The sequence below is a fragment of the Microbacterium sp. NPDC055903 genome, from assembly GCF_053615555.1.
On record NZ_JBSHCA010000001.1, the window covers coordinates 856,674 to 881,498 of the forward strand.

Genomic DNA, 24,825 nt, shown 5'->3' on the forward strand with positions numbered 1-24,825 from the left:
AGGCTCAGCGAGCATCGTTCCCTGAGCCTGTCGAAGGGAACCCACCCGAACGCACGCTTCGACAGGCTCAGCGAGCGGGAGACGAGCGCGCGAAAAGGGGCCGGATGCCGAAGCATCCGACCCCTTCGACGTACGCGCTACGGCGCGTCGACCGTGACGATCGTCCGCACGTCGGAGTCGTCGTACTGTACGACGCCGAGGTAGCGCGTGCCTGCCTCCAGCCCCGACCAGGACAGCTCGTAGCTCGTGTCGACCCCGCTCGTCACGCTGAGCGGGTTCGGCGTCGCGGTGAAGGCGCCCTCGCCCTCCGGCTGCACGTTGGCGTAGGTCATGTCCCACGTCATCGGCGCGGAGGTGGAGTACACGTTCGCCACCACGAGGTAGGTGCCTGCGACCGGGGTCTGCACCGTGACCTGCTCATCGGCCGATGCGGTGGCCGACTGCCAGCGCTGGTAGTAGCGCAGGTCGTCGGGGCTCACCACCCGGTAGACGGTCAGATCGAGGTCGCTGCCGGTGTCGTCGGAGGAGTCGAGGTCGAACCGTGAGAGCTGCGTGCCCTCCGGAACGTCGACGATCCACGCGACATCCTTGTTCTCGTCGCCGGAGTTCTCGTCACCCGAGTGCCCCTCGACGGGGTTGTCGGGATCCGCCAGCACCGTGAACGCCGACAGCCCGGCCAGGTTGAGCGGCAGGTCGCCGTCGAGACCCGGCAGGATGTCCACCGTGGTGGAGCCGTCGGCTCCCGTCGCGGACACCTCGGCCGGAGCATCCGCGGTCACCGGGAACACGGCGAGCGGGATCCGCACGGTGGTCGGATGCTTCTTCTCGCTGCCCGTCCACGTCAGCGAGCCCGTGGCCCATTCCTCCACCGGAGCGGAGGCGTTGTCGAAGGTGACCGTGAAGGACGCCGACTGACCCTTCTTGAGCTTCAGCGTCGACGGCGAGACGGTGACGTCGACGCCGGGGATCGACACGGATGCCTTGTAGGTGCCCGCCTTCGCGGCGGTCACCGTCCTCGTCACCGTCTGCTCGGTGGCGAAGGTGCCGATCGCGATCGAGGGGATGTTCAGATCGCTGCCGTCGATGGGCTCCACGCCGTCGAAGGCCACCCGGCCGGTCCCCTCGATGTAGCTCAGCCAGTCACCCGTGGTGTTCAGGTACAGCAGGCCGGGATCGAAGTAGCGCTCCGCGTCGACCTGCCCCGCGCCCTGCTCGAACGGGTCGGTGTTGGCCGAGCCGTCCGCCAGCACGGTGTCGTAGGCGGTCGTCATCATCGCGGACTTGATCTCCGCCGGCGACGCCTTCGGCTTCTCGCCCAGGTACAGCGCGGCGAGACCTGCGATGTGCGGCGAGGCCATCGAGGTGCCGGAGAGGATCTCGAACGTGGGCTCCTCGCCCTTCGCGTTGTGCCCTGCGGCGAGGATCGCCACACCGGGGGCTGCGATGTCGGGCTTGATGACGTCGGATCCATCGGCGTTCATCGGGCCGCGGCTCGAGAAGCCGGCGATCTGCGGCGTGGGCGTGACCTCGTCGGTCACGTTGTCGCCGATGAGCGTGATCGGCCGGTCGGTGCCGCCCTGCACGTACGACAGCACGGCATCATGATGCGCGGCGGCGAGGTGCACGGTCGGAACCGCGTGGAAGTCGTTGTCGAGAGAATCCGAGCCGCCGGGGACGTTGACGAGCACCATGCCGATGCCGCCCGCGTCCTTCACGACCTCCGACTTCTCGGCTCGCGCGTTCTCTCCGCGCTCGCAGACCACGATGCGACCCTCGGCCTTCGCGGGGTCCAGCGTGCCGGGCAGGCACAGGTTCGCCCCTTCGGCGAGCGCGGCGTCACCGGCGAAGACGGACGGTCCGGTGACCTCCTCGCCGAAGGGCACGCTCACGCTCGCTCCGGCCTCGGCGAAGCCGTCGAACTCGACGGTGCCCTCCCAGGTGGGGATCGTGGATGCCGCGACCGTGGTGTACCAGGGCGAGGCGTGGTCGGCCGTGACCGGGTCAGGGCCGTCGTTGCCCGCACTCACCGAGACGAACACGCCGGCGGCCGCTGCGTTCAGGAACGCGATGTCGTCCGGCTCGAGGATGCTCTGGGCCGAGCCGCCGCCGATGGAGTAGTTGATGACGTCCACACCGTCGGCGACGGCCTGGTCGATGGCGGCGACGAGGTCGCTCAGCGCACAGATGTCATCGGTGGTCACGAGCGGGTCGGGGCCAACGAAGCAGGCCTTGTACATGGCGACCTTCGCGGCGGGCGCGACACCCGAGACGGTGCCGAAGTCGACGCCCTCGACGGACGCGTCGACCTTGAAGTCGCCGGCCGCGGTGCTCGCCGTGTGGGATCCGTGGCCGTCGCCGTCACGCGGCGAGAGATAGTCGTACTGGAAGTCGAAGCCGTTCGCCTCCGCCCCGGCGGAGAAGTACTGGCCACCGATGAGCTTGGTCGAGTACGCGGAGGCATCCCAGTCCTGCGCCTCGACGATGGCGCTCTTGAACGTCGCGCCGTCCGACTTATCGAAGTAGACGTACTCGCCGTCGGTGTAGGCGTCCTTGTTCTTCTTCTTCGGGGCCTTCAGAGCGTCGCCCGCGAACGACGGGTGCTCAGGCGCGATGCCGGTGTCGATGACGCCGACGACGATGCCCTCTCCGGCATCCTTCACCCCTCCGACGTCCCGCCAGACGCCGCCCTTGCCCTTGCGGTCGTCGCCGAGCCCGAGGAACTCCGTCGAGGTGACCGCATCCGGGTGACGGATCTCGTCGGGGAACACGTCGAGGACGTCCTTCGAGGCGCGGAGGGCGTCGACCTGCTCGCCGGTGAGATCGGCGCTGAAGCCGTTGAGAGTCACCTGGTAGGTGTTGTCCGGGGCCACCCCCGTGCTCTGCGCGAGCTTGTCCTGCTTCTTCTTGAGATGCGCGATGTAGTCCTTGGACTCCTGGCTGCTCGCGTCGAGCTGCTCGCCCTCGGCGGGCTCCGTGGAGCGCAGACCGGAGATGTCGCCGGCATAGGTGGCGACGGGGTCGCCCTTCATCACGACGATGTAATGACCTGGCGTGCCCTCTACGGGTGCGGGATGCGTCACCCCCTCTGCCGCAGACGTGGCTGTTGCGGTCGATCCGACGAACAGGACGGCCAGGGTTGCGGCCGCCGCGAGTCGGAGAGGAGTTCGTGCCATGGTGCTCTCCCGTGGGTCTGCGATGCGGCGGGCTTTGCCGCATCGACGCTCAACGTAGACCCGCGTCCGGCGGCGCGCCAGAGACCGGAAGATTTCCTAGACGAACGTCGCATGTCTCCCGGCCAGTAGGCTTGACGGGTGCCGAAGAGCCCCGTCCTGACCACCCGCGTGCTCCTCGTCTGCGCAGCAATCGGCGTCGCGACCGGCATCCTCGGCGGCATCGCCGGTCTGATCACGCCGTTCGTCATCGTGACGGCCCCGTGGGCGTACGGCCTGGTCCTCGGCTCGCATGTGCTCCCCGGCATCATCGCCCAGGAGGTGCTGCGACGGCCGTTCGTGGCGCTGTCGGCGCACATCTTCGCGGCTCTGATCGCCAGTGCGTTCAACCCGGCGTGGACGCTGCGCTTCCTCGGCACGGCGCTGCTGTTCGGCGGCATCCAGGAGGGCGTCGCCGCGCTCACCCGCTATCGGGCGTGGGGCGCATGGCGGTTCCTCATCTCCGCTGCGGTGATCGGCGTGCTCGTCGCCGCGGTGGTCTTCTTCGCCGTCGATCTCGGCAAGCTCGCCGTCTGGGCGCAGATCGCCTACCTCATCGTCTCCGTGCTCGGCCCCATCGCCTGGACTCTGGCAGGGCTCGGCATCGGCAGCGCGCTGCGGCGCGCGGGTGTCGCCAGGCACTGACGCCACCTCCGCACGCCAGGTAAGGGTGAGCTAAGTTAGGGGGATGCCCCTGCTCCATGTGCGTGACCTCACGCTCACCCATGCAGGGTCGTCGCACCCCTCACCGCAGGGCGTCTCCTTCGACGTCGAGGCCGGCGAGGTCGTGCTCATCCTCGGGCCGAGCGGCTCCGGGAAGTCCACCCTCACCCTCGCGCTGAACGGTCTGATCCCCCAGTCGGTCCCCGCGACGGTGGAGGGCACCGTGGAGGTCGCCGGCCGTGACGCCGCGACGACACCCGTGGCATCGCTCAGCACGGACATCGCGATGGTGTTCCAGGATCCGGACGCGCAGCAGGTCACCGGGACGGTGCTGGACGAAGTCGCCTTCGGCCTGGAGAACCTGCTGCTGCCCGTGCCGGAGATCCTCGCTCGCGCCGAGACGGCGCTGACCAGGGTCGGCCTCTGGGAGCGCCGCACGGAGAACCCCGACCGTCTGTCCGGCGGAGGCCGCCAACGACTGGCGATCGCCTGTGCGCTGGCGATGCAGTCGCCCCTCATCGTGCTGGACGAGCCGACCGCGAACCTCGACCCGCAGGGCATAGACGACGTCTACGACGCGCTGACCGACCTCGTCGCCGCCGGCGACCGCTCGATCGTGCTCGTCGAGCACAACCTCGATGCCGCGATGCGCTTCGCCACCCGGGTGCTCGTCCTCGACCGTGAGGGGCGGCTGGCGTTCGACGGTCCGGCTCGCGAAGTGCTGCTCGAGCACACCGAGGAGCTCGTCGCGATGGGCGTGTGGCTCCCGGCCGCGACCCTGGCCGCGCGCTCCTTGCGCTCGCGAGGTGTGCTCTCCCCGGATGCTCCGCTGCCGTTGACCCCTGAGGAACTCGTCGCCGCGCTGGCCGACGCATCGCTTCCGCTCGCTGAGCCCGTCCATCCACCGCTCGCTGAGCCTGTCCATCCACCGCTCGCTGAGCCCCTCCATCCACCGCTCGCTGACCCCCTCCATCCACCGCTCGCTGAGCCTGTCGAAGCGCAGCATCCGTCGGGGTTCCCTTCGACAGGCTCAGGGAACGCTGGCGGGAACTCAGGGAACGCGAGCGGGGGCTCAGGGAACGCTGACGCGATCCGCGCTCGGGGCCTCACGGTTCGGCGCGGAGCGCGCGAGATCCTGCACGGCGTCGACCTCGCGGTCGCATCCGGATCGCTCACGGCGATCGTGGGGGCGAACGGCGCGGGCAAGACGACCCTCATCCAGGCACTCGCCGGCGTGGTGGCCCCACCGCGACGGCAGGTCGACATCGACGGCCTCGACCCCGCCACGGCGTCCCCGCGCGAGCTCTCCGAACGCATCGGCTTCGTGTTCCAGAATCCCGAGCACCAATTCATCGCGCACTCGGTGTTCGACGAGCTGGCGCACGGGCTGCGACTGCGACGCGTCGCGGATGCGGAGATCACCGATCGCGTCGAGGAGATGCTCCGGCGTTTCGGACTCGCGGCGAAGGCCGGTACCCACCCCTTCCTCCTCTCCGGAGGGGAGAAGCGAAGGCTCTCCGTCGGCACTGCGCTCATCACCCGACCGACCGTGCTCGCCCTCGACGAGCCCACTTTCGGCCAGGACCGCGCCCGCGCGGAGGAGCTGCTCGACCTGCTCGGGGCGCTGCGCGCCGAGGGGACGACCATCCTCATCGTCACCCACGACCTCCAGCTCGTCGCCGAGCACGCGACGCACACGGTGATCCTCTCCGACGGTCGCGTGCACGCCGCGGGGCCGACGAACGAACTGTTGGCGACCGACGGCCTGTTCGAGGCGGCGGGCCTGCGCCTGCCCGCCCTGCACCGCGCGATCCCGCCCGCCGTGCGGCGGGTCCTCGCCGGGGAGGTGCGATGAGCAGCGCGACCATCGACCCCTATGCCGCCGCACCGCCGGCATCCGCCCTGCGCTTCCTGCACCACCTGAACCCGCTGGCCAAGATCGCCGCTGTGCTGCCCGCGATGCTGCTGCTCGTGTTCGTCCGTGACCTCGCCACCCCCGCGGCCTTCCTCGTCATCGCGTACCTCGTCATCCTCGTCGGCGTGCGGGCCACCCGCAGAACCGCCGCCGTGCTCCTGGCGATTCCCGTCGCACTGGCGGTGATCGGCGTCGCCTTCGCGATCTGGGTGGACGCGGCACGAGTCGACACGACTGTGCCGCTCCTGCAGCTGGGCTCCTGGACGCTCTACTCCGGGGCGCTGGAGGTCGGCTTCGCCACGGCGCTGCGTCTCGGGGCGATCACCGCTCTGGCGCTGATCGGCGGGCTGACCACGACCGGTCCTGACCTCGTGCGCGCGAGCGTGCAGCAGCTCCGGCTGCCGTACCGGATCGGGTACACCGCACTGGCCGCCTACCGGTTCGTGCCGCGGTTCGGCCATGAGCTGGCCGTGATCCGCGCGGCGCACCGCGTGCGCGGGCATCACGGCGGACGCGGTCCCCTCGCCAGGATCGCCAGGGGCTGGGGATACATCGTTCCCTTGCTGGCCGGAGCGATCCGCCACGCCGAGCGCGTCGCGCTCGCGATGGATTCCCGTGCGTTCGGCGCGCACCCCACGCGCACCGAGCGCCACCTCGTGCCGTTCCGCACCCGCGACGTCGTCTTCGTCGTCGCGTTCCTCATCGTCTCGGCAGCGGTCTTCATCACGCTGCATCCCTGGCAGCTCTCCTGAGAGGAAATCCCATGGCCTACTCGAAGATGGTCAAGCCCGCCTCGGCCGACCTGCTGCACCTGAGGGTGCTGCGGAGCGAACGCCTTTCGGCGCACTGGATCCGCATCACCCTCGGCGGCGGCGACATCGACCGGTTCGTGCCGATGGGCTTCGATCAGTGGTTCCGCCTCTTCCTTCCCATCGGAGGGGAGGCGGGGCTGGAGCGCGTCCCCGCCAAGGCCAACAGCATGTTCGGCTACCTCAAGTTCCTGCGCATCCCCGACGGCGAACGCCCGGTCATGCGCAACTACAGCGTGCGTGCGTACCGCGCGGCGACGGCGGATGCCGGTGCCGAGATCGATGTCGACTTCGTGCTGCACGGCTCTGCCGCCGATGGCACGGCGGGCCCCGCATCCCGGTGGGCCGAGACGTGCGCGGCGGGAGAGCACGTGCTCATCATCGACGAGGGGCTGACCTTCAATCCGCAGCGCGGCACCGACAGGGTGGTGCTCGTCGGCGACGAGACCGCCCTGCCGGCGATCGCCTCGATCTGCGCGTCACTTCCCGAGACGGCCACCGGATTCGCCATCGTCGAGGTGCCGAGCGACGAGGATGCCCTCACATTCCCGCATCCCGTCGGCGTCGACGTGACCTGGATCGCGCGCCCGCACGACGTGAAGCCGGGTGAGCGCGCGCTCGCGGCCCTCCGAGAGACCGAGCTCCCCGCAGCACCGTTCCACGCCTACGGCGCCGGCGAGCAGAGCCTCGCCTCCGGTGTGCGCAAGCAGCTCGTCGGCGAGCGCGGCGTCGACAAGGACCAGGTCAGCTTCTGCGGGTACTGGAAGATCGGCGCCGCCTCTCCCGCCTCCAAGGCCGCTCGCGAGCAGGCGGCGGAGCCGCTGGCATGAGCGCGGATTCCCCCTCGGGGCCGGCGCGCCCCCGCATCCGGATCTCCACCCGACTGCTGCTCGTGTGCGCGGCGCTCGGCGTCGCCGGCGGCATCCTTCTCGCTCCGTCGAACTGGCTCTCGACCCTGCTGCTGACCACGGGCTGGCCTCCCCTGTCGGTCGCGATCGCGGGCCTGTGGCTGCTGCCGTCGGTGATCGCCCTGCGGCTGCTGCGCACTCCCCTGGTCGGGATCCTCGTCGGAATCCTCTCCGGCCTCGTGATCGTGCCGTTCTCGGGCTACGGATTCATGAGCGTCGTATCGAACGTCTCATGGGCGGCCTTCGCAGAGCTGCCCTTCCTCGTGGTGCTCTGGCGGTTCTGGCACACCTGGCAGCACTACTCCGGCGCTGTACTCCTGGGCATCGTGTATCCGCTGTTCGCCTGGGAGTTCTTCGACATGACCATGCAGCCCGTGTGGAGCCAGGTGCTGCTCTTCGTCGTGACCATGGCCAGCTGCGTCGGGGCGACGGCGCTCGGCATCCTCATCGCCGACCGTCTCAGCGCCGCGGGTGCGGGAAGCACTCGCCGGCGCTGAGACGGTCGGGGTGTGGAGCGGCATCCCGGTGAGGATACGCGTCCTTCGCTCTCAGCGGAGCTTGCGGCGGTAGATCGCGATCGACCACACGTAGGCCACGACGAGGATGCCGACGAGCCACGCCATCGCCACCCAGATGCCAGAGCCCACCGGCTGCCCGGCGAACAGCGCCCTGATCGTGTCGACGATCGAGGTCACCGGCTGATTCTGCGCGAACCAGGCGACAGGGCCAGGCATCGAGGCGGTCGGGACGAACGCCGAGCTGATGAACGGCAGGAAGATCAGCGGGTAGCTGAAGGCGCTCGCGCCATCGACGGTCTTGGCGGAGAGTCCGGCGATCACGGCCAACCAGGTGAGCGCCAGGGTGAACAGGACGATGATCCCCACGACGCCGAGCCATGCGCCGAACGACGCGGAGGTGCGGAATCCCATCGCGAAGGCGACGCCGACGACGATCGCCACCGAGATGATGTTGGACACGAGCGAGGTGAGCACGTGCGCCCAGAGGACGCTCGAGCGCGCGATCGGCATCGACTGGAACCGCTCGAAGATCCCGCCCTGCATGTCCAGGAACAGCCGGTACGCCGTGTACGCGATGCCGGAGGCGATCGTGATGAGCAGGATGCCGGGGAGCATGTAGTCGATGTACGAGCCCTCGGATCCGGTGTCGATCGCTCCCCCGAGGACGAAGACGAACAGCAGCATCATGGCGATCGGCGTGACCGCGGTCGTGATGATCGTGTCAGGGCTGCGGAGGATGTGACGCAGCGACCGGCCGGTGAGGACACCGGTATCGCTGAGGACGTGCGTGGTCATGATGCGTTCCTTTCCGGGTGATGCGCTTCGACAGGCTCAGCGAGCTCGGGCGCTTCGACAGGCTCAGCGAGCTCGGGCGCTTCGACGGGCTCAGCGGGGTTCGGTCCGCCGACGAGGGCGAGGAAGACCTCTTCGAGCGTCGGCTGCTTCTCGACGTACTCGACCGTCGCCTGCGGCAGCAGCCGCTTGAGCTCGGCGAGAGTGCCGTTCTGGATGATCGTGCCCTCGTGCAGGATCGCGATGCGATCGGCGAGCTGCTCGGCCTCATCGAGGTACTGCGTGGTGAGGAGCACCGTCGTGCCGCCCTGCGCGAGCGCCCGCACGGTGTCCCAGACCTCGATTCGCGCCTGCGGGTCGAGGCCCGTCGTCGGCTCGTCGAGGAAGATGATCGGCGGGTTGCCGACCAGGCTCATGGCGATGTCGAGCCGGCGGCGCATGCCGCCGGAGTACTCGCCGGCCTTGCGGCCCCCGGCATCCGTCAACGAGAAGCGCGCGAGCATCTCGTCGGCGACGGCACCGGGGTTCTTCAGATGGCGGAGCCGCGCGACGAGCACGAGGTTCTCGCGACCCGTGAGCACCTCGTCCACAGCGGCGAACTGCCCGGTGAGGCTGATCGCGTCGCGCACGCCGTCCGCATCGGAGGCCACATCGCTGCCGTGCACGACGGCGGATCCCGCGTCGGCCTTCAGCAGGGTGGCGAGGATGCGGACGAGGGTGGTCTTGCCCGCGCCGTTCGATCCGAGGAGGGCGAAGATGCTGCCGCTCGCGACCTCGAAGTCGACGCCCCGGAGCACCTCGAGCTCCTTGAAGGTCTTGCGGATGCCCCGCACTGTGATCGCTGCGGTGGTCATGATTCACGTTCCTTTCCGATCGCCGCGTCGATCGCCTTGGTCAGACGCGCGCGCTCCTTGTCGATCCATTCCTTGTGCCGGTACGAGCGGACGAACTCCTCGGCGAAGGCGACCGGGTCTTCGCCGACGATCGCGCTGACCGGCGTGCAGTCGAGAGCCGCCCGCTCCCAGAGGTCCACGTGATCGCCGAGCATCGTGATGAGGATGTCTCCCTCACCGATCGAGCCGTAGTACATGAAGTACCGGTTCAGCGCCCGCGCGGCATCCGCGTACGGGGCGGGCAGCGCCTCCAGGCGCGCCATGTCGTTCTTGTACTGCTTCTTCTGCTCGAGCGATCCGGTGAGCGCTTCGATCCACTTCGCGGCCATGTCAGGAATCCCTTTTGTCGGTGCTGCTGATGTCGGTGTGACGGAGCTGTTCGATGCGCTCTGCGAGGAAGCTCCAGGTCCTCCAGAAGTCGGCGAGCTGCTCGCGACCTGCGGCGTTGAGCGAGAACACCTTGCGTGGCGGGCCCTTCTCGGACGGGACCTTCTCCACGTCCACGAGCCCCTTCTGCTCGATGCGGACGAGCAGGGCGTAGACCGTGCCCTCCGCGATGTCGGCGAAGCCGCGGTCGCGGAGCCAGGCGGTGATCTCGTATCCGTACGCGGCCCGCTCGGCGAGGATCGCGAGGACGATGCCCTCGAGAGAGCCCTTGAGCATCTCGGTCATCTGGTTCGCCATACGATCACCCCTCTCTACTCAGTGTTGTTGACTACCAGTAGAAAGTAACACTGAGTACCAGTACTTGGCAACACTGAATACTGAGAACTCCTCTGCATCCGCCGAACACGACGAAGCCGCCCGCCCCGCAAGAGGGGACGGGCGGCTTCGCGAGGCGACTCAGCGCTTGCCGGCGATCTGCCTGCCGACCAGCTCGCGCATGATCTCGTTGGTGCCGCCGTAGATGCGGTGCACGCGCGCATCGAGGAAGGCGCGGGCGATCGGGTACTCGGTGATGTAGCCGTAGCCGCCGTGCAGCTGGACGCCGATGTCGAGGGTCTCCCACTCGCGCTCCGTCGCCCAGTACTTCAGCTGAGCGGCCTCTTCTGCCGAGAGCTTGCCTGCCGCGTACAGCCTGAGACCGCGGTCGACGTAGGCCCAGAGCGCATCGACGGTCGTCGCCATGTCGGCGATCCGGAAGCGCGAGTTCTGGAAGTCGATGACTCGCTCGCCGAACGCCTCGCGGTCGCGGGTGTAGTCGACGGTCCACTTCAGCGCCGCCTGGGTGGCCGCAGCGGCGGAGACGGCGATGGACAGGCGCTCCAGCGGCAGGTTCATCATGAGCTGGATGAAGCCCTGGCCCTCGGTGCCGCTGATGAGGTTCTCATCGGGCACGAAGACATCGGAGAACGACAGCTCAGCCGTGTCCCAGCCGTGGAAGCCCATCTTGCTGAGCTTCTTGCCGTGCTCGAAGCCCTCCATGCCGTTCTCGACGATGAGGAGGCTGAAGGCATCCGGGCGATTGCCCTCGCCCGTCTTGACGAAGGTCACGACGATGTCGGCCGTCTTGCCCGAGGAGATGAAGGTCTTCGCACCGTTGAGGATGTACCCGCCGTCGACCTTCTTCGCGTTCGTCTTGATGCCGCGGAGGTCGCTGCCCGCACCGGGGTCGGTCATCGCGAGGGCACCGAGGATCTCGCCGGTCGCCATGCGCGGCAACCACTTCTCCTTCTGCGCCTGCGTGCCCATGTGGACGAGATAGGGCACGGCGAGGTCGTCCTGGATGCCGAAGGCTCCTGCGAGGGAGCCTGCGCCTGCGCCGATGATCTCCTCGTTCACGATCGCCCGGAAGCGATAGTCCTGGAGCATCCCCGCGCCGCCGAACTCCTCGGGGACGGAGAGCCCGATGATGCCGGCCTCACCCGCGGCGAGCATCGTCTCGCGGTCGATCTCGCCCGCGGCATCCCACCGCTCGATGGCCTCGTTGCTGATGTGGCGCTTCGCGAAGTCCTTCACGAGCTCCCGGAAGGCCTCGTGGTCCTCGTCGTAGATGTCGCGTTCCATGCCGTCCTCCCGAACGTGTCGTGCGTCGTCGCTCCGGCGATTCTATGCGGATCGTCCGACGCGACCGCAAGGCATTGTGGGAATGCATCCCACTGTCAGCGGGACCGGGTTCCACGTTTGTGGAGAGCCGCCAGAGGGGCGATCAGGGTCAGTCGAGGTAGTCCGGGGCGGCCTGGAGGCCGAAGAACTCCTCCAGCGTCGTGAAGCCACCCTCGTGATACGCGGTGGCGAGCTCGACCCCGACGTATCGCAGGTGCCAGGGCTCGGGCGAGTACCCGGTCACCCCGGTCCGCCCCGACTCGTAGCGGACGATGTAGCCGTATCTCCAGCCGTTGGCGATCACCCAGTCGCTCTCGCTCGTCCCTCCGAAGTCATGGATGCCTCCGCATCCGCCGCTGCAGGAGATGACGTCGAGCGCGAGGCCGGTCTGATGCTCGCTGTGGCCCGGCCGCGCGGAGACCTCGTCGGCGGCGCTCTGCCCGCGCGAGCTGACGTGGCCCGCGTAGGTGGTCTGCTGCAGCCCGTAGGAGCGGTACCCGTTGTTCATGCCGAGCGTTCCCGCCCCGGCATCCGAGAGCGCGCCGGCCAGATCGTCCATCGCCGCGGCGGCCTCCTGCCGGAGGTCCGCCGAGCGGCTCGTCGTGCGCAACTCGGTCTGCGTCAGCCCGCCCGGCACATAGGATTCCGGATCGAGCGGGCGGGCCTTGTTGACCACGACCCAGACGCGCTCCGGATCGCTCAGCGAGATGCACGGGGCATTGCCCGCCGCCACCGCCGCACGGAACGCGGCACCCCCGCCGAACGCGGCGATGGTCGCCGCGTCATCGCCCTCGGCGAGCGCCGCCTGCACCGCGGCATCCGCACAGGGGTCGGCAGCGAGAGTCGCGTCGACGTCGACCGGGGGGAGCTGCATAGCCGCAGCAGGCACGGGCTGTTCCAGCGGCGCAGCGGCCGGAACCTCGGCGAGTGCCCACAGCGCGCCGATCGCGGTGACGACGATGCCGATCGGCAAAGCGATCGCGAGCGAGCGGGAACGGGGGGACGCATGCCGGGGCTGCGTCGACTCGCTCATCCCCCTATTCTCCCCCGTCAGCCTGAGAGCGCTGTCGCGGGATCGCGATATTGATCATTCGTCATACCTTTAGCTATTCTGGTCATCGACGAGTGAGGAGCATTCAGTGCTGACTGCGAACTATGTGGGCGATCGCACGATCGACATCCGCGAGGCCGAGCCTCGGGCACCGGGCAGAGGCGAGGTGCAGATCGAGGTCGCCTACACGGGCCTGTGCGGCACCGACCTGCACATCCTGCACGGCAACATGGACGCGAGGGTCGTCACGCCTCTCGTATTCGGGCACGAGATGAGCGGCACCATCGCCGCACTCGGAGACGGTGTCGAGGGATGGACCGTCGGTGACGCCGTGACCGTCATGCCGCTCGCATGGGACGGCACCTGCCCCGCGTGCCGCGAGGGCAACGAGCACATCTGCCAGAACCTGGATTTCATCGGCATCGACTCCCCCGGCTCCCTGCAGGCGCTCTGGAACGTCCCCGCCCATACCCTGGTCGCGGTGCCGAAGGGCGTCGCGCTGGACCACGCCGCGCTCGTCGAGCCGGTGGCGGTCGCCGTCCACGACGTCCGCCGCTCCGAGCTCGTCGCCGGGCAGAAGGCCGTCGTCATCGGCGGAGGCCCGATCGGCACCCTCATCGCCACCGTCGCGAGGCACACCGGTGCGGAGATCGCCGTCATCGAGATCGATGCGGAACGACGGGCCCAAGCCGAGGAACTGGGCTTCACCACCGTCGATCCCTCGGCGATCGATCAGGTCGCGTGGGTCGAGGAATGGACCGGCGGCGCGGGCGCAGACGTCGTCTTCGAGGTCTCGGGCGCCGCTGCCGCGGTACGCGGGATGACCGCATTGGCCAAAGTCCGCGGCACGATCGTCGTCGTCGCGATCCATCCCACTCCCAGAGAGGTCGATCTGCAGCGCGTCTTCTGGCGCGAGCTCCGCCTGCTCGGAGCCCGCGTGTACCAGCGCGCCGACTTCGAGACGGCCGTGCAGCTCATCGCAGACGGCGTGATCCCCACCGATCTCGTGATCACCCGTATCGTCCCGCTCGTCGAGACCGCCGCGGCCTTCGCCGAGCTCGAAGCGGGGCGCGCGATGAAGATCCTCGTCGACGTGCAGGCCACCCGATGACCGCGCTGTTCGACCTCACGGGGCTTCGTGCCGTCGTCACCGGCGCCAACCGCGGCATCGGCTTCGGGATGGCGACCGCGCTCGCCGATGCCGGGGCCGACATCATCGGGGTGAGCGCATCGATCCCGGCATCCGGCAGCGACATCGAGCAGGCCGTCACGGCGAAGGGCCGCACCTTCCAGGCGATCTCCTGCGATCTCTCCGACACCGAAGCCGTCGCTGATCTCGGCGAGCGGCTCCGCACCGCCGAGATCGACATCCTCGTCAACAACGCGGGAACCATCCTGCGTGCGCCGGCCGCCGAGCATCCGATGGACTGGTTCGAGCGCGTCGTGCAGGTCAACCTGACGAGTCAGTTCGCCCTCGCCCAGGCCGTCGGGGCATCGATGCTCGATCGGGGCCGCGGAAAGATCATCTTCACCGCCTCGCTGCTGAGCTTCCAGGGCGGCATCAATGTCCCTGGCTATGCGGCGGCGAAGTCCGGGATCACGGGCGTCGTGAAGGCCCTGTCGAACGAGTGGTCAGGGCGAGGGGTGAACGTCAACGCCATCGCTCCCGGATACATCGCCACCGACAACACCCAGGCGCTGCGGGACGACCCCGACCGGTCGGCCGCGATCCTCGACCGCATCCCCGCAGGTCGCTGGGGCCGTCCCGACGACCTCGGCGGCGCCACTGTGTTCCTCGCCTCCGCCGCATCCGACTACGTCGACGGCATCGTCCTGCCCGTCGACGGCGGATGGCTCGGCCGATGAGGGATGTGACCCGGCTGCGCACGGGAACTCCGCTCACCCGATTCGGTCTCGGCGGGGCCCAGCTCGGCAACCTCGGTCGCGTCACCACGGAGGAACAGGCTCATTCCGCGGTGGCGACCGCATGGGAGCGCGGCGTCCGCCTGTTCGACACGGCCCCGCACTACGGGCTCGGTCACTCGGAGCGGCGACTGGGTCGTCTGCTGGCCGATCACCCGAGGGACGAGTACGTCCTGTCGACCAAGGCCGGTCGCACGCTCGTGCCGCAGGAGAACCCGGAGGGTCTGCTCGATGACGGCGGCTTCGCCGTGCCCGGCGACTTCCGGCGCGACTTCGACTTCTCGCGCGACGCGATCCTGCGCGGCGTCGAGGAGAGCATGGCCCGCCTCGGCGTGGACCGGCTCGACATCGTCTACCTGCACGACCCGGACCATCACGAGGAGCAGGCCATGACCGAGGGCATCGGTGCGCTCGTCGAGCTGCGCGATCAGGGCGTCGTCTCCGCCATCGGCGTCGGCATGAACCAGTCGGCGATGCCCGCGCGTTTCGTGCGCGAGACGGACATCGACGTCGTGATGCTGGCCGGGCGGTTCACGCTCCTCGAACAGCCGGCGCTCGCCGACCTGCTGCCGGTCGCCCTCGAGCACGGCGTCGGGATCGTCAACGTCGGCGTCTACAACTCGGGACTGCTCGCGCGCGCCAGGGTCGCGGCCGATGCGACGTACGACTACGTCCCCGCACCGCCCGCGCTCATCGCCAGGGCGAACGCGATCGCCGCGGTGTGCGAGGCGCACGGCACGGATCTGCCGACGGCAGCGATGCAGTTCAGCCTCCGTCACCCCGCGGTCTCCTCGGTGGTGCTCGGATGCCGGGATGGCGCGCAGGTGTCCGCCAACCTCGACCGCCTCGACGTGCCGGTGGACGACCGGCTCTGGGATGCGCTCATCGAGCGCGGGCTGCTTCCCGAGGGCGTGTTCGGCTGATCGGAGGCCCGGTCGGGGCGCGCGACCTGTTCACGCGCCCCGACCGTTCTCACCGGGAGGCGAGCTCCAGCACGCCGTCGACCCGGCGCGGAATGGCCACGGGCCCGTCGCGCAGCTCCTCGGGCAGCACGTCAGCCGGGGCGTCCTGCCACGCGAGCGGACGCAGGAACCTGCGGATCGCGGTCACGCCGACCGAGGTGTGCTGGGTGTTCGTGGCCGGCCACGGACCACCGTGGTTCATCGCCCAGGAGACCCGCACTCCGGTCGGATAGCCGTCGTAGACGATACGTCCGACGAGGTCCTCGACGGCATCCGTCAGGGCGGCGCGCTCCGCCGTCTCTCCGGGCGCGGAGTGGATCGTCGCGGTCAGCGAGTGGGGCACCGCCTGCAGCGCTGCACGGACCTCGTCGATCGCGGAATATCGCACGAGCACGACGAGCGGTCCGAAGGCCTCCTCCGCGACGGCGGGGCCGACCGAGACCGCATCGATCTCCAGCACGGCCGGCGAGAGCGAGAAGCCGTCCGGCCCGGCGACGGGGGCGACGAGACTGCGCGCCCCGCCCTCCGAGATCAGGCGCTCACGGATCTCGTCGAAGGCACCGTGGATGCGGGAGTTGAGCAGCGTCTGCGCCGCAGCTCCTTCGGCACGTGACACCACGTCGGCGACGAGCACGTCGCCCGCAGCACCCTCCGGCACGAACGCGATACCCGGCTTGGTGCACAGCTGTCCTGCCGAACCGGTCACCGAGACGAACAGCCCCTCGCCGATCGCCGAGGATCGCTCCGCCACCGCGCCAGGGGTGACGACCAGCGGATTCAGGCTCGAGAGTTCTCCGTAGAAGGGGATCGGGGTCTCTCGCTCATCGATGATGGCCTGCAGGATACGACCGGTCGAAAGAGACCCTGTGAAGCCCACCGCGGCGACGGCGGGATCCGCGACGAGCGCGGAACCGGCCTGCTGGCCGTAGACGATGCCGAGCGTGCCGTCTGGCGCGCCATAGGCCTCCGCTGCGCGGGCGAGGGAGGCGAACGAACGCGCCGAGGTGAGCAGGTGCGAACTGTGCGCCTTGATGACGACCGGGCTGCCGGCGGCGAGCGCCGACGCGGTGTCTCCTCCCACCACTGAGAACGCGAAAGGGAAGTTGCTCGCCCCGAACACCGCCACCGGCCCGATCGGCACGAGCATCCGCCGGACGTCCGGTCCAGGACCGAGCGGGGTGTCTGCAGCGTGATCGATGATCGCCTCGAGGTACCCTCCCTCGTCCACGGCGTCGGCGAAGAGCCGAAACTGGAAGGCGCTGCGCGAGAGCTCGCCGTTCAACCGCGCTTCGGCGAGACCGGTCTCGGACACCGCAGCCGCGACGAGCTCGGCGCGGTCGGCCTCGAGGCCGTCTGCGAGCGCACGCAAGAGCCCGGCGCGCCATGCCCTGGAGTGCGCACGCAGCGCGACGGACGCGGCGGCCGCGGCGGCCGTGCGCGCAGCGACGCCTGCAGCGTCCGTGGTCGTGATCCCCGTGTCGGTCGTGCGTCCGGTGCGGGGATCGGTGGTGAGCAGAGTGGTCATGCGTCCGTCCTTCCGAGGAGGCCTCGTTCGGCGAGATTGGTGAAGAGCGCGCCGATGCCGAAGGCCCACGGAGCCAGCTCCTCGCTGTGCTGCACGCGGTTCACGAGCGCGCCGAGCCTGGGCGAGGCGATCCGCACGACGTCTCCGACATGGTGGGTGAAACCGTGCCCCGCCTCATCCCGGTCGTCCGTCGGGGCGAACATCGTGCCCAGGTACAGCACGAAGCCGTCCGGGTAGGCATGGTGCGCACCGCTGGCCTGGCGGGCGAGATCGGCGGGATCGCGACTGATCTGCGCCATGTGGGAGCTCGCCTCCATCCGGAAGCCGTCCTCCCCGTCGACGGAGAGGGTCACCGTCTCGACCCGGACGTCGTCGAGGCGGAAGCCGTCGTCGAACAGACGGATGAACGGCCCCAGCGACGCCGAGGCGTTGTTGTCCTTCGCCCGCCCGAGCAGCAGCGCCGAGCGGCCCTCGATGTCGCGGAGGTTCACGTCGTTGCCGAGCGTCGCGCCGACGATGGAACCGGCGGAGGACACCACCAGCACCACCTCCGGCTCCGGGTTGTTCCACTTCGACTCGGCGAGCACGCCCACGTCGCTGCCGGCGCCCACGGTGGACAGCACGGGCGCCTTGGTGAAGATCTCCGCGTCGGGGCCGATGCCGACCTCGAGGTACTGGCTCCACAGCCCCGCGTCGATGAGGACGCGCTTGAGGCGCGCGGCTTCGGGCGAGCCTGGCACGAGATCGCGGATGTCGCCGCCCAGCGCGTCGAGGATCGTCGCACGGATGCCGTCGGCGGACTCGGCCTCGCCGCGGGCACGCTCCTCGATGATGCGCTCGAGCATCGAGACGGGGAAGGTCACCCCCGAGGCCTTGACCACCTGCAGATCGATCGGAGAGAGCAGCCACGGTCGTGCGTCGTCGCGCGTATCGGGAGCCGAGTTCGCCCACACGTGCTCGAACGTCCCGATCACCGGGCCGTCGGCGGTGCGTGCGGCCGCGGCGGGGTCCGCATGCTCGGTCAGCTCCCGCATCGTCGGGAACGCCGTGGTGATGTCGTGCAGCCGACCGTCGCGGAGCACGACGACGGCCGGTCCCTCGGGGAGCTGCACCCGCCCGACGAGGAGCGCGTCCTCCGCGTCGATGGGCAGGATGGTCGTCCAGTTCTCGGTCATCGTTCCTCCAGTGTGCGTGAATGAGGTCCCGGCGTCGCGTCCCGGGTCATCGAGCGATCGGTCAGGGCCGCGTCACCGGCCGCGGAAGACACCGGCGCGCTTCTCCGCGAAAGCGGCACGCCCTTCGGCGGCGTCCTCGGTGGCGAAGGTGATGCCCTGCATCTCGCGTTCGTATGCGATCGCCTGGTCCTGCGGAAGGTTCCACGCCGCGCGCAGGTTGGCCTTGGCCGTCTCGGCCGCGATCGGCGGACGGGAGGCGATCACCGCGGCGATCTCCTGCGCGCGGGCGAGGAGGCCATCGGCGGGCACGACCTCGCTGACGAGCCCCCAGGCGAGCGCCTGCTGCGCGTCGATCGCGTCGCCGGTCATGAGCATCAGTGCGGCGTTGCTCGCACCGATCGAGTTCGCCAGCAGGACGGACATCCCGCCTCCGCCGATCCAGCCGAGCTTGATCTCCGGCGCGGCGAAGCTGGCCGTGTCGGCGGCGATGCGGATGTCGCAGGTGAGCGACGCCTCGAGTCCTCCGCCGAAGGCGTAGCCGTTGACGGCGGCGATCACGGGCTTGCGCAGCTCGCGCAGCGCGTCGCAGTAGTCGCGGCGGTTGCGGAACTCCCACGGGGTCGCGTACTGGTCGAGCGTCGCGATGTCGCTGCCGGCGCTGAACGCCCTGCCCGTGCCGGTGTAGACGACGGCGCGGACCGCCTCGTCGTCGTTGAGCGCTCTGACGACGCGCACGAGCGCGTCGCTCATGGTCTGGGTGACCGCGTTGAGCTTCTCCGGCCGGTTCAACCGGACCGTGGCCACATGCCCCTCGGTCTCGACGACGATGAGGTCGGTGTCTGAAGCGACGGTCATGCGGGCTCCTTATCGGGGGATGAAGGGGACGGGGAATGCGCGACGACGGACTCGAGGGGCGACGCGGGAAGCGCGCGGAAGCGCTCCTCGATCTCGTCGAGCGCCTCCTCTGCCGCGCGTGCACCGACGACGACGTCACGCACGATGCCAGACGCGATGCTCTGGAAGGGGATGTATCCGGCCGCGCGCGGGCGCACCCATGCGTGCTCGATCGTCGTCCTGGTCGCGGAGTAGAACCCGTGCGCCGCGGCGTCGACGGCCGCATCCGTCCACGCGGACCGCGCGCCCGGCTGGCCGTCGTGCTGCGGGATGAACCCCCGCTGCGCCTCGTCGGACAGCAGCCAGCGCAGATGCGCGAGCAGCGCCGCCGAAGGCTTGGAGCGGCGCGTCACGGCGATGCCCGTGCCGCCGATGGTCGAGCCGATGCGCCCTTCGTGCCGGGGAGCGGCGCCGAAGGAGATGGCATCCGAGCTGTAGTTCACGTAGCCGTAGACGAGCGGGATGTATCCGATGTCGCCCCGGTCGCGCATCCGATCGAGCAGGCCGATCGGGTTCAGCAGGCCGGTGCCCCGAGGGGCTCCGGCGGACAGCCGCGTGAGCAGGTCCAGCGCCCGCGATGCGACGGCCCTGTCGAAGAGGCCCTCGCCGCGACCGGGGTCATCGCCGAGCGAGACGGCGATGGAGCACAGCGAGAGGAAAGCGTGCGGACCGGCGAGGCTCGTGGCGACAAGGCCCCGATCGGCCAGTGCCAGCACGTCATCCCAGCACTGGGGGACATCCGCCACGAGGTCGCGACGCCGGGCCGACACCTGCGTCGCCGCATCGAGCGGCAGCGCCCACAGCCTTCCCTCCGCGCGGTACGAGGCGATGCTCGGTCCGACTGCGGCATCCGTCCATGCCTGCACCTGGGCGGAGTCGAACAGCTCGTCGAGCGGACGGAGACTGCCGGTCGAGAGCGCGTCGCCGAGGTGCGGATGATCGAGCACGAGGAGGTCGTACCGGCGGGCGAGCTCATCGATGGGGGCCGATTCGAAACCCTCGAGCGGCTGTACCTCCCAGCGCAGGGTGTCCCCGCCGCCGAGATCGCCGGATGCCGCCTCCAGGGCGTTCCTGCCGCGAGGGTGGTCCCAGGTGAGACCGACGTACTCGGTCATGCGCTCATCCCCTCCGCGAGGACGACTGCGCGACGGCTCCGGCGTCGAGGAGCTCCCGCACGCGGTCGGCCCCGATGCCGAGCTCGGCGAGGATCTCACCGGTGTGCTCGCCGACGAGCGGCGCCCCGCGGTCGATGCGGGCCGGTGTCTTGGCGAACCGGTAGGGGAAGCCGGGAGTCTTGATGCGCCCTTCCGTCGGGTGGTCGTACTCGACGAAGGTGCCGTTGTGGATGATCTGCGGATCGTTCACGAGCTCCTCATAGCCGTAGACCGGTCCCACCCACATTCCCGCGGGCAGCAGCGTGTCCAGCCAGTGCTGCGTCGTCTGCGCCTGCAGGTGCCGCGCGACGGTCGCGTAGAGCTCGTCGCGGTGGGTCCACCCGTGCACCTCGGGATCGAGGCCGGCGAACGAGGGCTCGCCCAGCACCTCACCGAGCGCCGAGAGGTCGGCGAAACCGAGTGCGAGGTATCCGTCGCTGGTGGCGAAGACGCCATAGGGGGCGCGGATGTAGACGTGCGCGTTGGGCTCGGAGCCGCGCCGCTGCGGGACGCCGCCGACCGTGTAGACGCTCAGCTCCTGCATCTGCAGGGTGGTCAGCGCATCGAGCATGTTGACCGTGACGAGCTGACCCTCCCCGGTGCGCTCACGGTGCAGCAGGGCGGCGAGCACGGCCTCGAAGGCCGTCGACGCGGTCACCGCATCAGCGAGGTACTGACCGGCGGGAGAAGGAGGCTCGCCCTCTCGTCCCGCGGAGAGCATCGCACCGCTCATGGCCTGCAGGATCAGATCCTGGCCGGGGCGGTCCTTGTAGGGTCCATCCTCGCCGTATCCGGACATCGAGACGTACACGAGCGAGGGGTTCAGCGCCGAGAGCGTCTCGTAGTCGAGCCCCAGCCTCGCGGCGACGCCGGGGCGGTAGTTCTGCAGGAAGACATCCGCTCCGGCAATCAGCTCGCGGACGACCTCCTTGCCGGCATCCGATTTCAGATCGACGGCGAGGGAGCGTTTGTTGCGGTTGAGAGACAGGAAGGAGACGTTGATCTCGTTGCCGGCCGCACCGCCCGCCGATGCGAAGCGCTGCCACTCCCCCGCGGTCGGCTCGACCTTGATGACGTCGGCCCCCAGATCCCCGAGGCGCTGGGCCGCGAAGGGCCCGGCCATCGCGATGGAGCAGTCGATCACCCGGTAGCCGTCCAGGACTCCGCGTGCGGTTGTCTCGGTCATGATTCCTCTCAGACGGGTGTGTCAGCGCCGTCGGCGGCGGATGAGCGCAGCAGGGCGTCGATGAGCTCGACGGAGCGCGCAGCCACGGTGACGTCGGAGTTGTTCTCCCGGCTCGCGCCGGTGATGAGCTCGATGAAACGGGCGGGTGGCACGAGGCACTCGTACTCGCCCTCCCCCGGCGGGATGGCGATGCTCTCGCGCCGGCCGTCGTAGCGGCTCAGTTCGACGCGCTCCCGCTCGACGTCGATCATCAGCACACCCTCGGTGCCGAACAGCCGGATGTCCACCTGGTACTTGTCGCCGTCCGCGAGGGTCGCCGCGCCGGACAGCGAGCCGATGGCGCCGTTGTCGAAGCGGATCACGCCGGCGTCGAAGAGGTCGACGGGAGCGCCGGCGCTGGTCACGCGCCCGGCGACGGATGCCGCCCTGAGCCCGGTGAGCCAGAACAGCAGCGCCGAGGAGTGCGTGATCTGACCGTGCGCGTAGCCGCCGCCGCGCTGCGGGCTCGACCAGGTCGTCGGATCGGGCGCGGTGTCGGAGTTCCAGCGCTCCAGCATGTGGCTGGGGTCGGTGCCGAACAGCCCTCGGGTGGGCGAGGCCATGTGGCACAGCGCGTATTGGATCTCCCCGATCGCGCCCTCCTCGAGCATCCGCCTGGCCGCGACCGTGAAGGGCTTGTAGTTCCAGCCGTACGGCACGAGGAAGACCGTCCCGGCCTTCTCAGCCCGCGCCGCGAGATCCCATGCCTCATCGGCGTTCAGGGTCATGGGCTTCTCGCAGAGCACGTGCAAGCCGCGCTCGAGCGCCTGAGCGGCGAGCGGATGGTGCAGGTCGTGCGGTGTGGAGATCACGACGGCGTCGATGTCGGCGTCGAGGAGTTCCTCGGCATCCTCGGTCGCGAAGGAGAACCCGAACTTCTCCCTGACGGCCTCGAGCCCCGGACCCTTGCCGCACACGCCGACGAGCTCGACGTCCTCCCTGGCTGCGAACAGCGGGAAATGGTTGCTCGTCGCCCACCAGCCGGCACCGATCGCGCCGAGACGCACGGGTCGGTCGGTGATGGTGCCGGTCATGCGATCCACCTCCACGTACGGATGCCGTCGCGGTCGCCCTCGGCGACGCGCCCCTGCCGGACGAGCCGCTCGAGGTTGCCCGTCATCGGGAAGATGAGATACTCCGCGGCGCTCTCCGACCAGGGGCCCAGCGCGGATGCCGAGCGGTGGATCAGCTCGAGCGAGGCGAGCGCGTCGCCCGCGGCGAGCTCGGCCTCGATGACGCGATCGATCCGCTCGGTGTACGCCAGCGAGCCGTCCAGGAAATCGTTCACGGCGGTCCCCTCGTAGACGGGATAGTGCGCGGTGAGCAGGAGATCGGCGTCCAGGGCGCGCAGGCGCTGGATGCTTTCGACGTACGCCTCCGTGTCGCGATAGGTCGGGGGGAACGCAGGCCGCCCGTCCGCCGTCGGCACGGTGTCCCCGAGCACGGCGTCCGAGATGAGGAGGGTCCGGTTCGTGCGATCCCAGAGGGCCAGGTGTCCCGGCGAATGCCCTGGCACGGAGAGGACCTCGATCCTCCGGTCGCCGAGGTCGAAGGTCTCCCCGCCGTCGAGGGCGCGGTCGACGGCGACGAGCGCGGTGCTCCGACGGACCTCCGCGGTCGTCTCCGGCGGATCGTCGAAGCGGTCGCGGTCGGCGAACTCGCCGTACCGGCCGGAGATCAGCAGATCGACGTCCTCCGTCATCGGGACATCGGCGCGGCCGGCGAGGAACTGCGCCTCGGGCGCCACGGCTTTCAGCGCGGCGTTCCCGCCCGTGTGGTCGAAGTCGCAGTGCGAGCTGATCACCCAGCGCAGCTCAGACGGGTCGACGCCGATCTCTGCGAGGGCCGGCAGCAGGGTCCCCGGCACGGAGTCCGCGACGCCGGTGTCGAAGAGCAGGGCGCCTGCGGGTCCCGTGAGCAGATACATCGCGATGAACCGCTCGCCCAGGGGCGCCTGGATGCGATGGATGCCCGGCCGAAGCTGCATCATTCCTCCCACGAGCCGCTGTCGACGAGCCGCAGGCCGGCGCGCGGCGAGCGCACATGGGGTCCGGCCGGCTCCTGCCAGTCTCCGGAGGTCCTCGCCTGCTCGATGGCTGCCTCGTCGACGTCGATGCCGACGCCTGGCCGGTCTCCGAGCACGACGCCGCCGTCTGTGAACTCCTGGTCCAGGCTGAGCCCGAACGGGGCCCCGAGGTCCTGGATCTCCGCGGAGAGATGATTGGGCACGGCGGCCGCGGCGGCGGTGACGGTGTGGTTCGCCGTCAGCCCGACGGGGCTCACGGGAAGATCACGGCTGTGCGCCGCCACGGCGACGCGGAGGAAGTGCGTGATGCCCCACACCGCACCGGCCTGCACGATGTCCGCACCGCCCGCGTCGAGGAGAGGACGGTACTGCTCGAGTCCCGTGAGGTTCTCGCCGGTGGCGACGGATGCCCTGACCGCTGCGCTCAGGCGCGCGTGACCGGCGGCGTCCCACCGCCGCAGCGGCTCCTCGATCCAGGTGAGGTCGATCCGCTCCTCGATCGCGCTGACATAGCGGACCGCCTGCTTGAGGTTCCAAGACTCGTTCGCGTCGAGCATCAGCGCGGGGCTCGCACCGCCGGCCGAGAGGATGTCGGTGAGGATGCCGAAGCGGCGCAGATCGGCGTCGAGGCCGCGCCCGCCCTTCAGCTTGGCCGCGGTGAACCCGCGGTCGGCGAAGCGGCGGTACTGCACAGCCAGTTCGTCATCGCTGAGCGCCGCATCCAATGCCGAGGCGTAGCCGGGCACGAAGCGATCGCCGGCACCGAGCAGCCGCCACAGCGGCTCGCCGGCGAGCTTGGCCTTGATGTCCCAGAGCGCCGTGTCGAAGGCGCCGATGCCGCCGAAGGTGGCGCCCCCGTGCGACGACTTGAACACCCGGGCGAGCATGGCGTCATAGAGCGTGGCGACGGCGCGCGGGTCGCGCCCCTCGAGTGCGGGGAAGAGCCGGTCGAGGTCGGCGTGCGATCCCATGCCGACGCCCTCGACGCCCTCGTCCGTCTCTAGGATCACCACGGGCACATCGGTGACGCCGGAGGCGATGAACCCGTTGACGTCGCCGACGGGGCGCCCCCAGTCGTGGACGGTGCGCAGTGTGCGGTATCCGGTGATCTTCATGTCGCCCTTGAGTGTGAGATCG

Annotated in this window: 23 protein-coding genes; 8 read left to right on the top strand and 15 right to left on the bottom strand. The window is 69.6% G+C overall.

Features of this window, described 5'->3' with window-relative positions; all coding sequences use genetic code 11:
• Window positions 1-137 precede the first annotated feature (137 nt).
• Complete coding sequence (locus ACWGJP_RS03900; protein ID WP_452328436.1) at window positions 138-3,173, bottom strand: S8 family peptidase; 3,036 nt, start codon at window positions 3,171-3,173, stop codon at window positions 138-140.
• Window positions 3,174-3,311: 138 nt separating this feature from the next.
• Between ACWGJP_RS03900 and ACWGJP_RS03905 the strand changes: the two genes are divergently transcribed.
• Genes ACWGJP_RS03905 through ACWGJP_RS03925 form a run of 5 tightly spaced genes read left to right on the top strand, consistent with a single transcriptional unit; the run spans window position 3,312 to window position 8,001 of the window.
• Window positions 3,312-3,854, top strand: coding sequence for an ECF transporter S component (locus ACWGJP_RS03905; protein ID WP_452328437.1), 543 nt, complete (start codon window positions 3,312-3,314; stop codon window positions 3,852-3,854).
• A gap of 43 nt (window positions 3,855-3,897) precedes the next feature.
• The gene (locus tag ACWGJP_RS03910) at window positions 3,898-5,727 is read left to right on the top strand and encodes an ATP-binding cassette domain-containing protein (protein WP_452328438.1); all 1,830 of its coding nucleotides are present in this window, start codon (window positions 3,898-3,900) and stop codon (window positions 5,725-5,727) included.
• Window positions 5,724-6,539, top strand: a complete 816-nt coding sequence (locus ACWGJP_RS03915) for an energy-coupling factor transporter transmembrane component T family protein (protein ID WP_452328439.1) — start codon at window positions 5,724-5,726, stop codon at window positions 6,537-6,539. Before ACWGJP_RS03910 ends, ACWGJP_RS03915 begins: the two co-directional genes overlap by 4 nt.
• Window positions 6,540-6,550: 11 nt before the next feature.
• Window positions 6,551-7,426 (top strand): siderophore-interacting protein, encoded by an 876-nt coding sequence (locus tag ACWGJP_RS03920; RefSeq protein ID WP_452328440.1) that lies wholly within the window; start codon window positions 6,551-6,553, stop codon window positions 7,424-7,426.
• The gene (locus ACWGJP_RS03925) at window positions 7,423-8,001 is read left to right on the top strand and encodes an ECF transporter S component (protein ID WP_452328441.1); all 579 of its coding nucleotides are present in this window, start codon (window positions 7,423-7,425) and stop codon (window positions 7,999-8,001) included. The genes ACWGJP_RS03920 and ACWGJP_RS03925 overlap by 4 nt, the downstream gene beginning before the upstream one ends.
• 51 nt (window positions 8,002-8,052) lie before the next feature.
• Here ACWGJP_RS03925 and ACWGJP_RS03930 read toward each other — a convergent pair whose 3' ends face one another.
• From ACWGJP_RS03930 to ACWGJP_RS03955, 6 genes are all read right to left on the bottom strand, one after another.
• Complete coding sequence (locus ACWGJP_RS03930) at window positions 8,053-8,817, bottom strand: ABC transporter permease (RefSeq protein WP_452328442.1); 765 nt, start codon at window positions 8,815-8,817, stop codon at window positions 8,053-8,055.
• Complete coding sequence (locus ACWGJP_RS03935) at window positions 8,814-9,668, bottom strand: ABC transporter ATP-binding protein (protein ID WP_452328443.1); 855 nt, start codon at window positions 9,666-9,668, stop codon at window positions 8,814-8,816. Before ACWGJP_RS03935 ends, ACWGJP_RS03930 begins: the two co-directional genes overlap by 4 nt.
• The gene (locus ACWGJP_RS03940; protein WP_452328444.1) at window positions 9,665-10,036 is read right to left on the bottom strand and encodes a DUF1048 domain-containing protein; all 372 of its coding nucleotides are present in this window, start codon (window positions 10,034-10,036) and stop codon (window positions 9,665-9,667) included. The genes ACWGJP_RS03935 and ACWGJP_RS03940 overlap by 4 nt, the downstream gene beginning before the upstream one ends.
• A gap of 1 nt (window position 10,037) precedes the next feature.
• A complete protein-coding gene (locus ACWGJP_RS03945) occupies window positions 10,038-10,391 on the bottom strand; it encodes a PadR family transcriptional regulator (RefSeq protein ID WP_452328445.1) in 354 nt (117 codons plus the stop codon).
• Window positions 10,392-10,550: 159 nt separating this feature from the next.
• Window positions 10,551-11,714: an acyl-CoA dehydrogenase family protein gene (locus ACWGJP_RS03950; protein ID WP_452328446.1), complete on the bottom strand. Its 1,164-nt coding sequence runs from the start codon at window positions 11,712-11,714 to the stop codon at window positions 10,551-10,553.
• Window positions 11,715-11,862: 148 nt separating this feature from the next.
• The gene (locus ACWGJP_RS03955) at window positions 11,863-12,786 is read right to left on the bottom strand and encodes a D-alanyl-D-alanine carboxypeptidase family protein (protein WP_452328447.1); all 924 of its coding nucleotides are present in this window, start codon (window positions 12,784-12,786) and stop codon (window positions 11,863-11,865) included.
• 106 nt (window positions 12,787-12,892) lie between these two features.
• On the opposite strand from ACWGJP_RS03955, the gene ACWGJP_RS03960 reads away from it, so the two are divergent.
• The 3 genes from ACWGJP_RS03960 to ACWGJP_RS03970 are packed head-to-tail and all read left to right on the top strand — an operon-like array spanning window position 12,893 to window position 15,650.
• The gene (locus tag ACWGJP_RS03960; RefSeq protein WP_452328448.1) at window positions 12,893-13,915 is read left to right on the top strand and encodes a zinc-dependent alcohol dehydrogenase; all 1,023 of its coding nucleotides are present in this window, start codon (window positions 12,893-12,895) and stop codon (window positions 13,913-13,915) included.
• Window positions 13,912-14,670 carry an SDR family oxidoreductase gene (locus ACWGJP_RS03965; RefSeq protein ID WP_452328449.1) on the top strand — a complete coding sequence of 253 codons (759 nt, stop codon included), beginning with the start codon at window positions 13,912-13,914 and terminating at the stop codon, window positions 14,668-14,670. Before ACWGJP_RS03960 ends, ACWGJP_RS03965 begins: the two co-directional genes overlap by 4 nt.
• Window positions 14,667-15,650, top strand: a complete 984-nt coding sequence (locus tag ACWGJP_RS03970) for an aldo/keto reductase (protein WP_452328450.1) — start codon at window positions 14,667-14,669, stop codon at window positions 15,648-15,650. Before ACWGJP_RS03965 ends, ACWGJP_RS03970 begins: the two co-directional genes overlap by 4 nt.
• A gap of 49 nt (window positions 15,651-15,699) precedes the next feature.
• Here ACWGJP_RS03970 and ACWGJP_RS03975 read toward each other — a convergent pair whose 3' ends face one another.
• The 8 genes from ACWGJP_RS03975 to ACWGJP_RS04010 form a co-directional block, all read right to left on the bottom strand.
• Window positions 15,700-17,214 (bottom strand): aldehyde dehydrogenase (NADP(+)), encoded by a 1,515-nt coding sequence (locus tag ACWGJP_RS03975; protein ID WP_452328451.1) that lies wholly within the window; start codon window positions 17,212-17,214, stop codon window positions 15,700-15,702.
• The gene (locus tag ACWGJP_RS03980; RefSeq protein ID WP_452328452.1) at window positions 17,211-18,389 is read right to left on the bottom strand and encodes a fumarylacetoacetate hydrolase family protein; all 1,179 of its coding nucleotides are present in this window, start codon (window positions 18,387-18,389) and stop codon (window positions 17,211-17,213) included. The genes ACWGJP_RS03975 and ACWGJP_RS03980 overlap by 4 nt, the downstream gene beginning before the upstream one ends.
• Before the next feature lie 72 nt (window positions 18,390-18,461).
• Complete coding sequence (locus ACWGJP_RS03985; RefSeq protein ID WP_452328453.1) at window positions 18,462-19,244, bottom strand: enoyl-CoA hydratase/isomerase family protein; 783 nt, start codon at window positions 19,242-19,244, stop codon at window positions 18,462-18,464.
• Window positions 19,241-20,398 carry a hypothetical protein gene (locus tag ACWGJP_RS03990; protein WP_452328454.1) on the bottom strand — a complete coding sequence of 386 codons (1,158 nt, stop codon included), beginning with the start codon at window positions 20,396-20,398 and terminating at the stop codon, window positions 19,241-19,243. The genes ACWGJP_RS03985 and ACWGJP_RS03990 overlap by 4 nt, the downstream gene beginning before the upstream one ends.
• Before the next feature lie 4 nt (window positions 20,399-20,402).
• Entirely contained in the window at window positions 20,403-21,623 is a 1,221-nt protein-coding gene (locus tag ACWGJP_RS03995; protein WP_452328455.1) for a CaiB/BaiF CoA transferase family protein, read from the bottom strand.
• An 8-nt stretch (window positions 21,624-21,631) separates the two neighbouring features.
• Window positions 21,632-22,696: a Gfo/Idh/MocA family protein gene (locus tag ACWGJP_RS04000; RefSeq protein WP_452328456.1), complete on the bottom strand. Its 1,065-nt coding sequence runs from the start codon at window positions 22,694-22,696 to the stop codon at window positions 21,632-21,634.
• Window positions 22,693-23,652, bottom strand: a complete 960-nt coding sequence (locus tag ACWGJP_RS04005) for an MBL fold metallo-hydrolase (protein WP_452328457.1) — start codon at window positions 23,650-23,652, stop codon at window positions 22,693-22,695. The genes ACWGJP_RS04000 and ACWGJP_RS04005 overlap by 4 nt, the downstream gene beginning before the upstream one ends.
• Window positions 23,649-24,803 carry a mandelate racemase/muconate lactonizing enzyme family protein gene (locus ACWGJP_RS04010; protein ID WP_452328458.1) on the bottom strand — a complete coding sequence of 385 codons (1,155 nt, stop codon included), beginning with the start codon at window positions 24,801-24,803 and terminating at the stop codon, window positions 23,649-23,651. Before ACWGJP_RS04010 ends, ACWGJP_RS04005 begins: the two co-directional genes overlap by 4 nt.
• Window positions 24,804-24,825 lie beyond the last annotated feature (22 nt).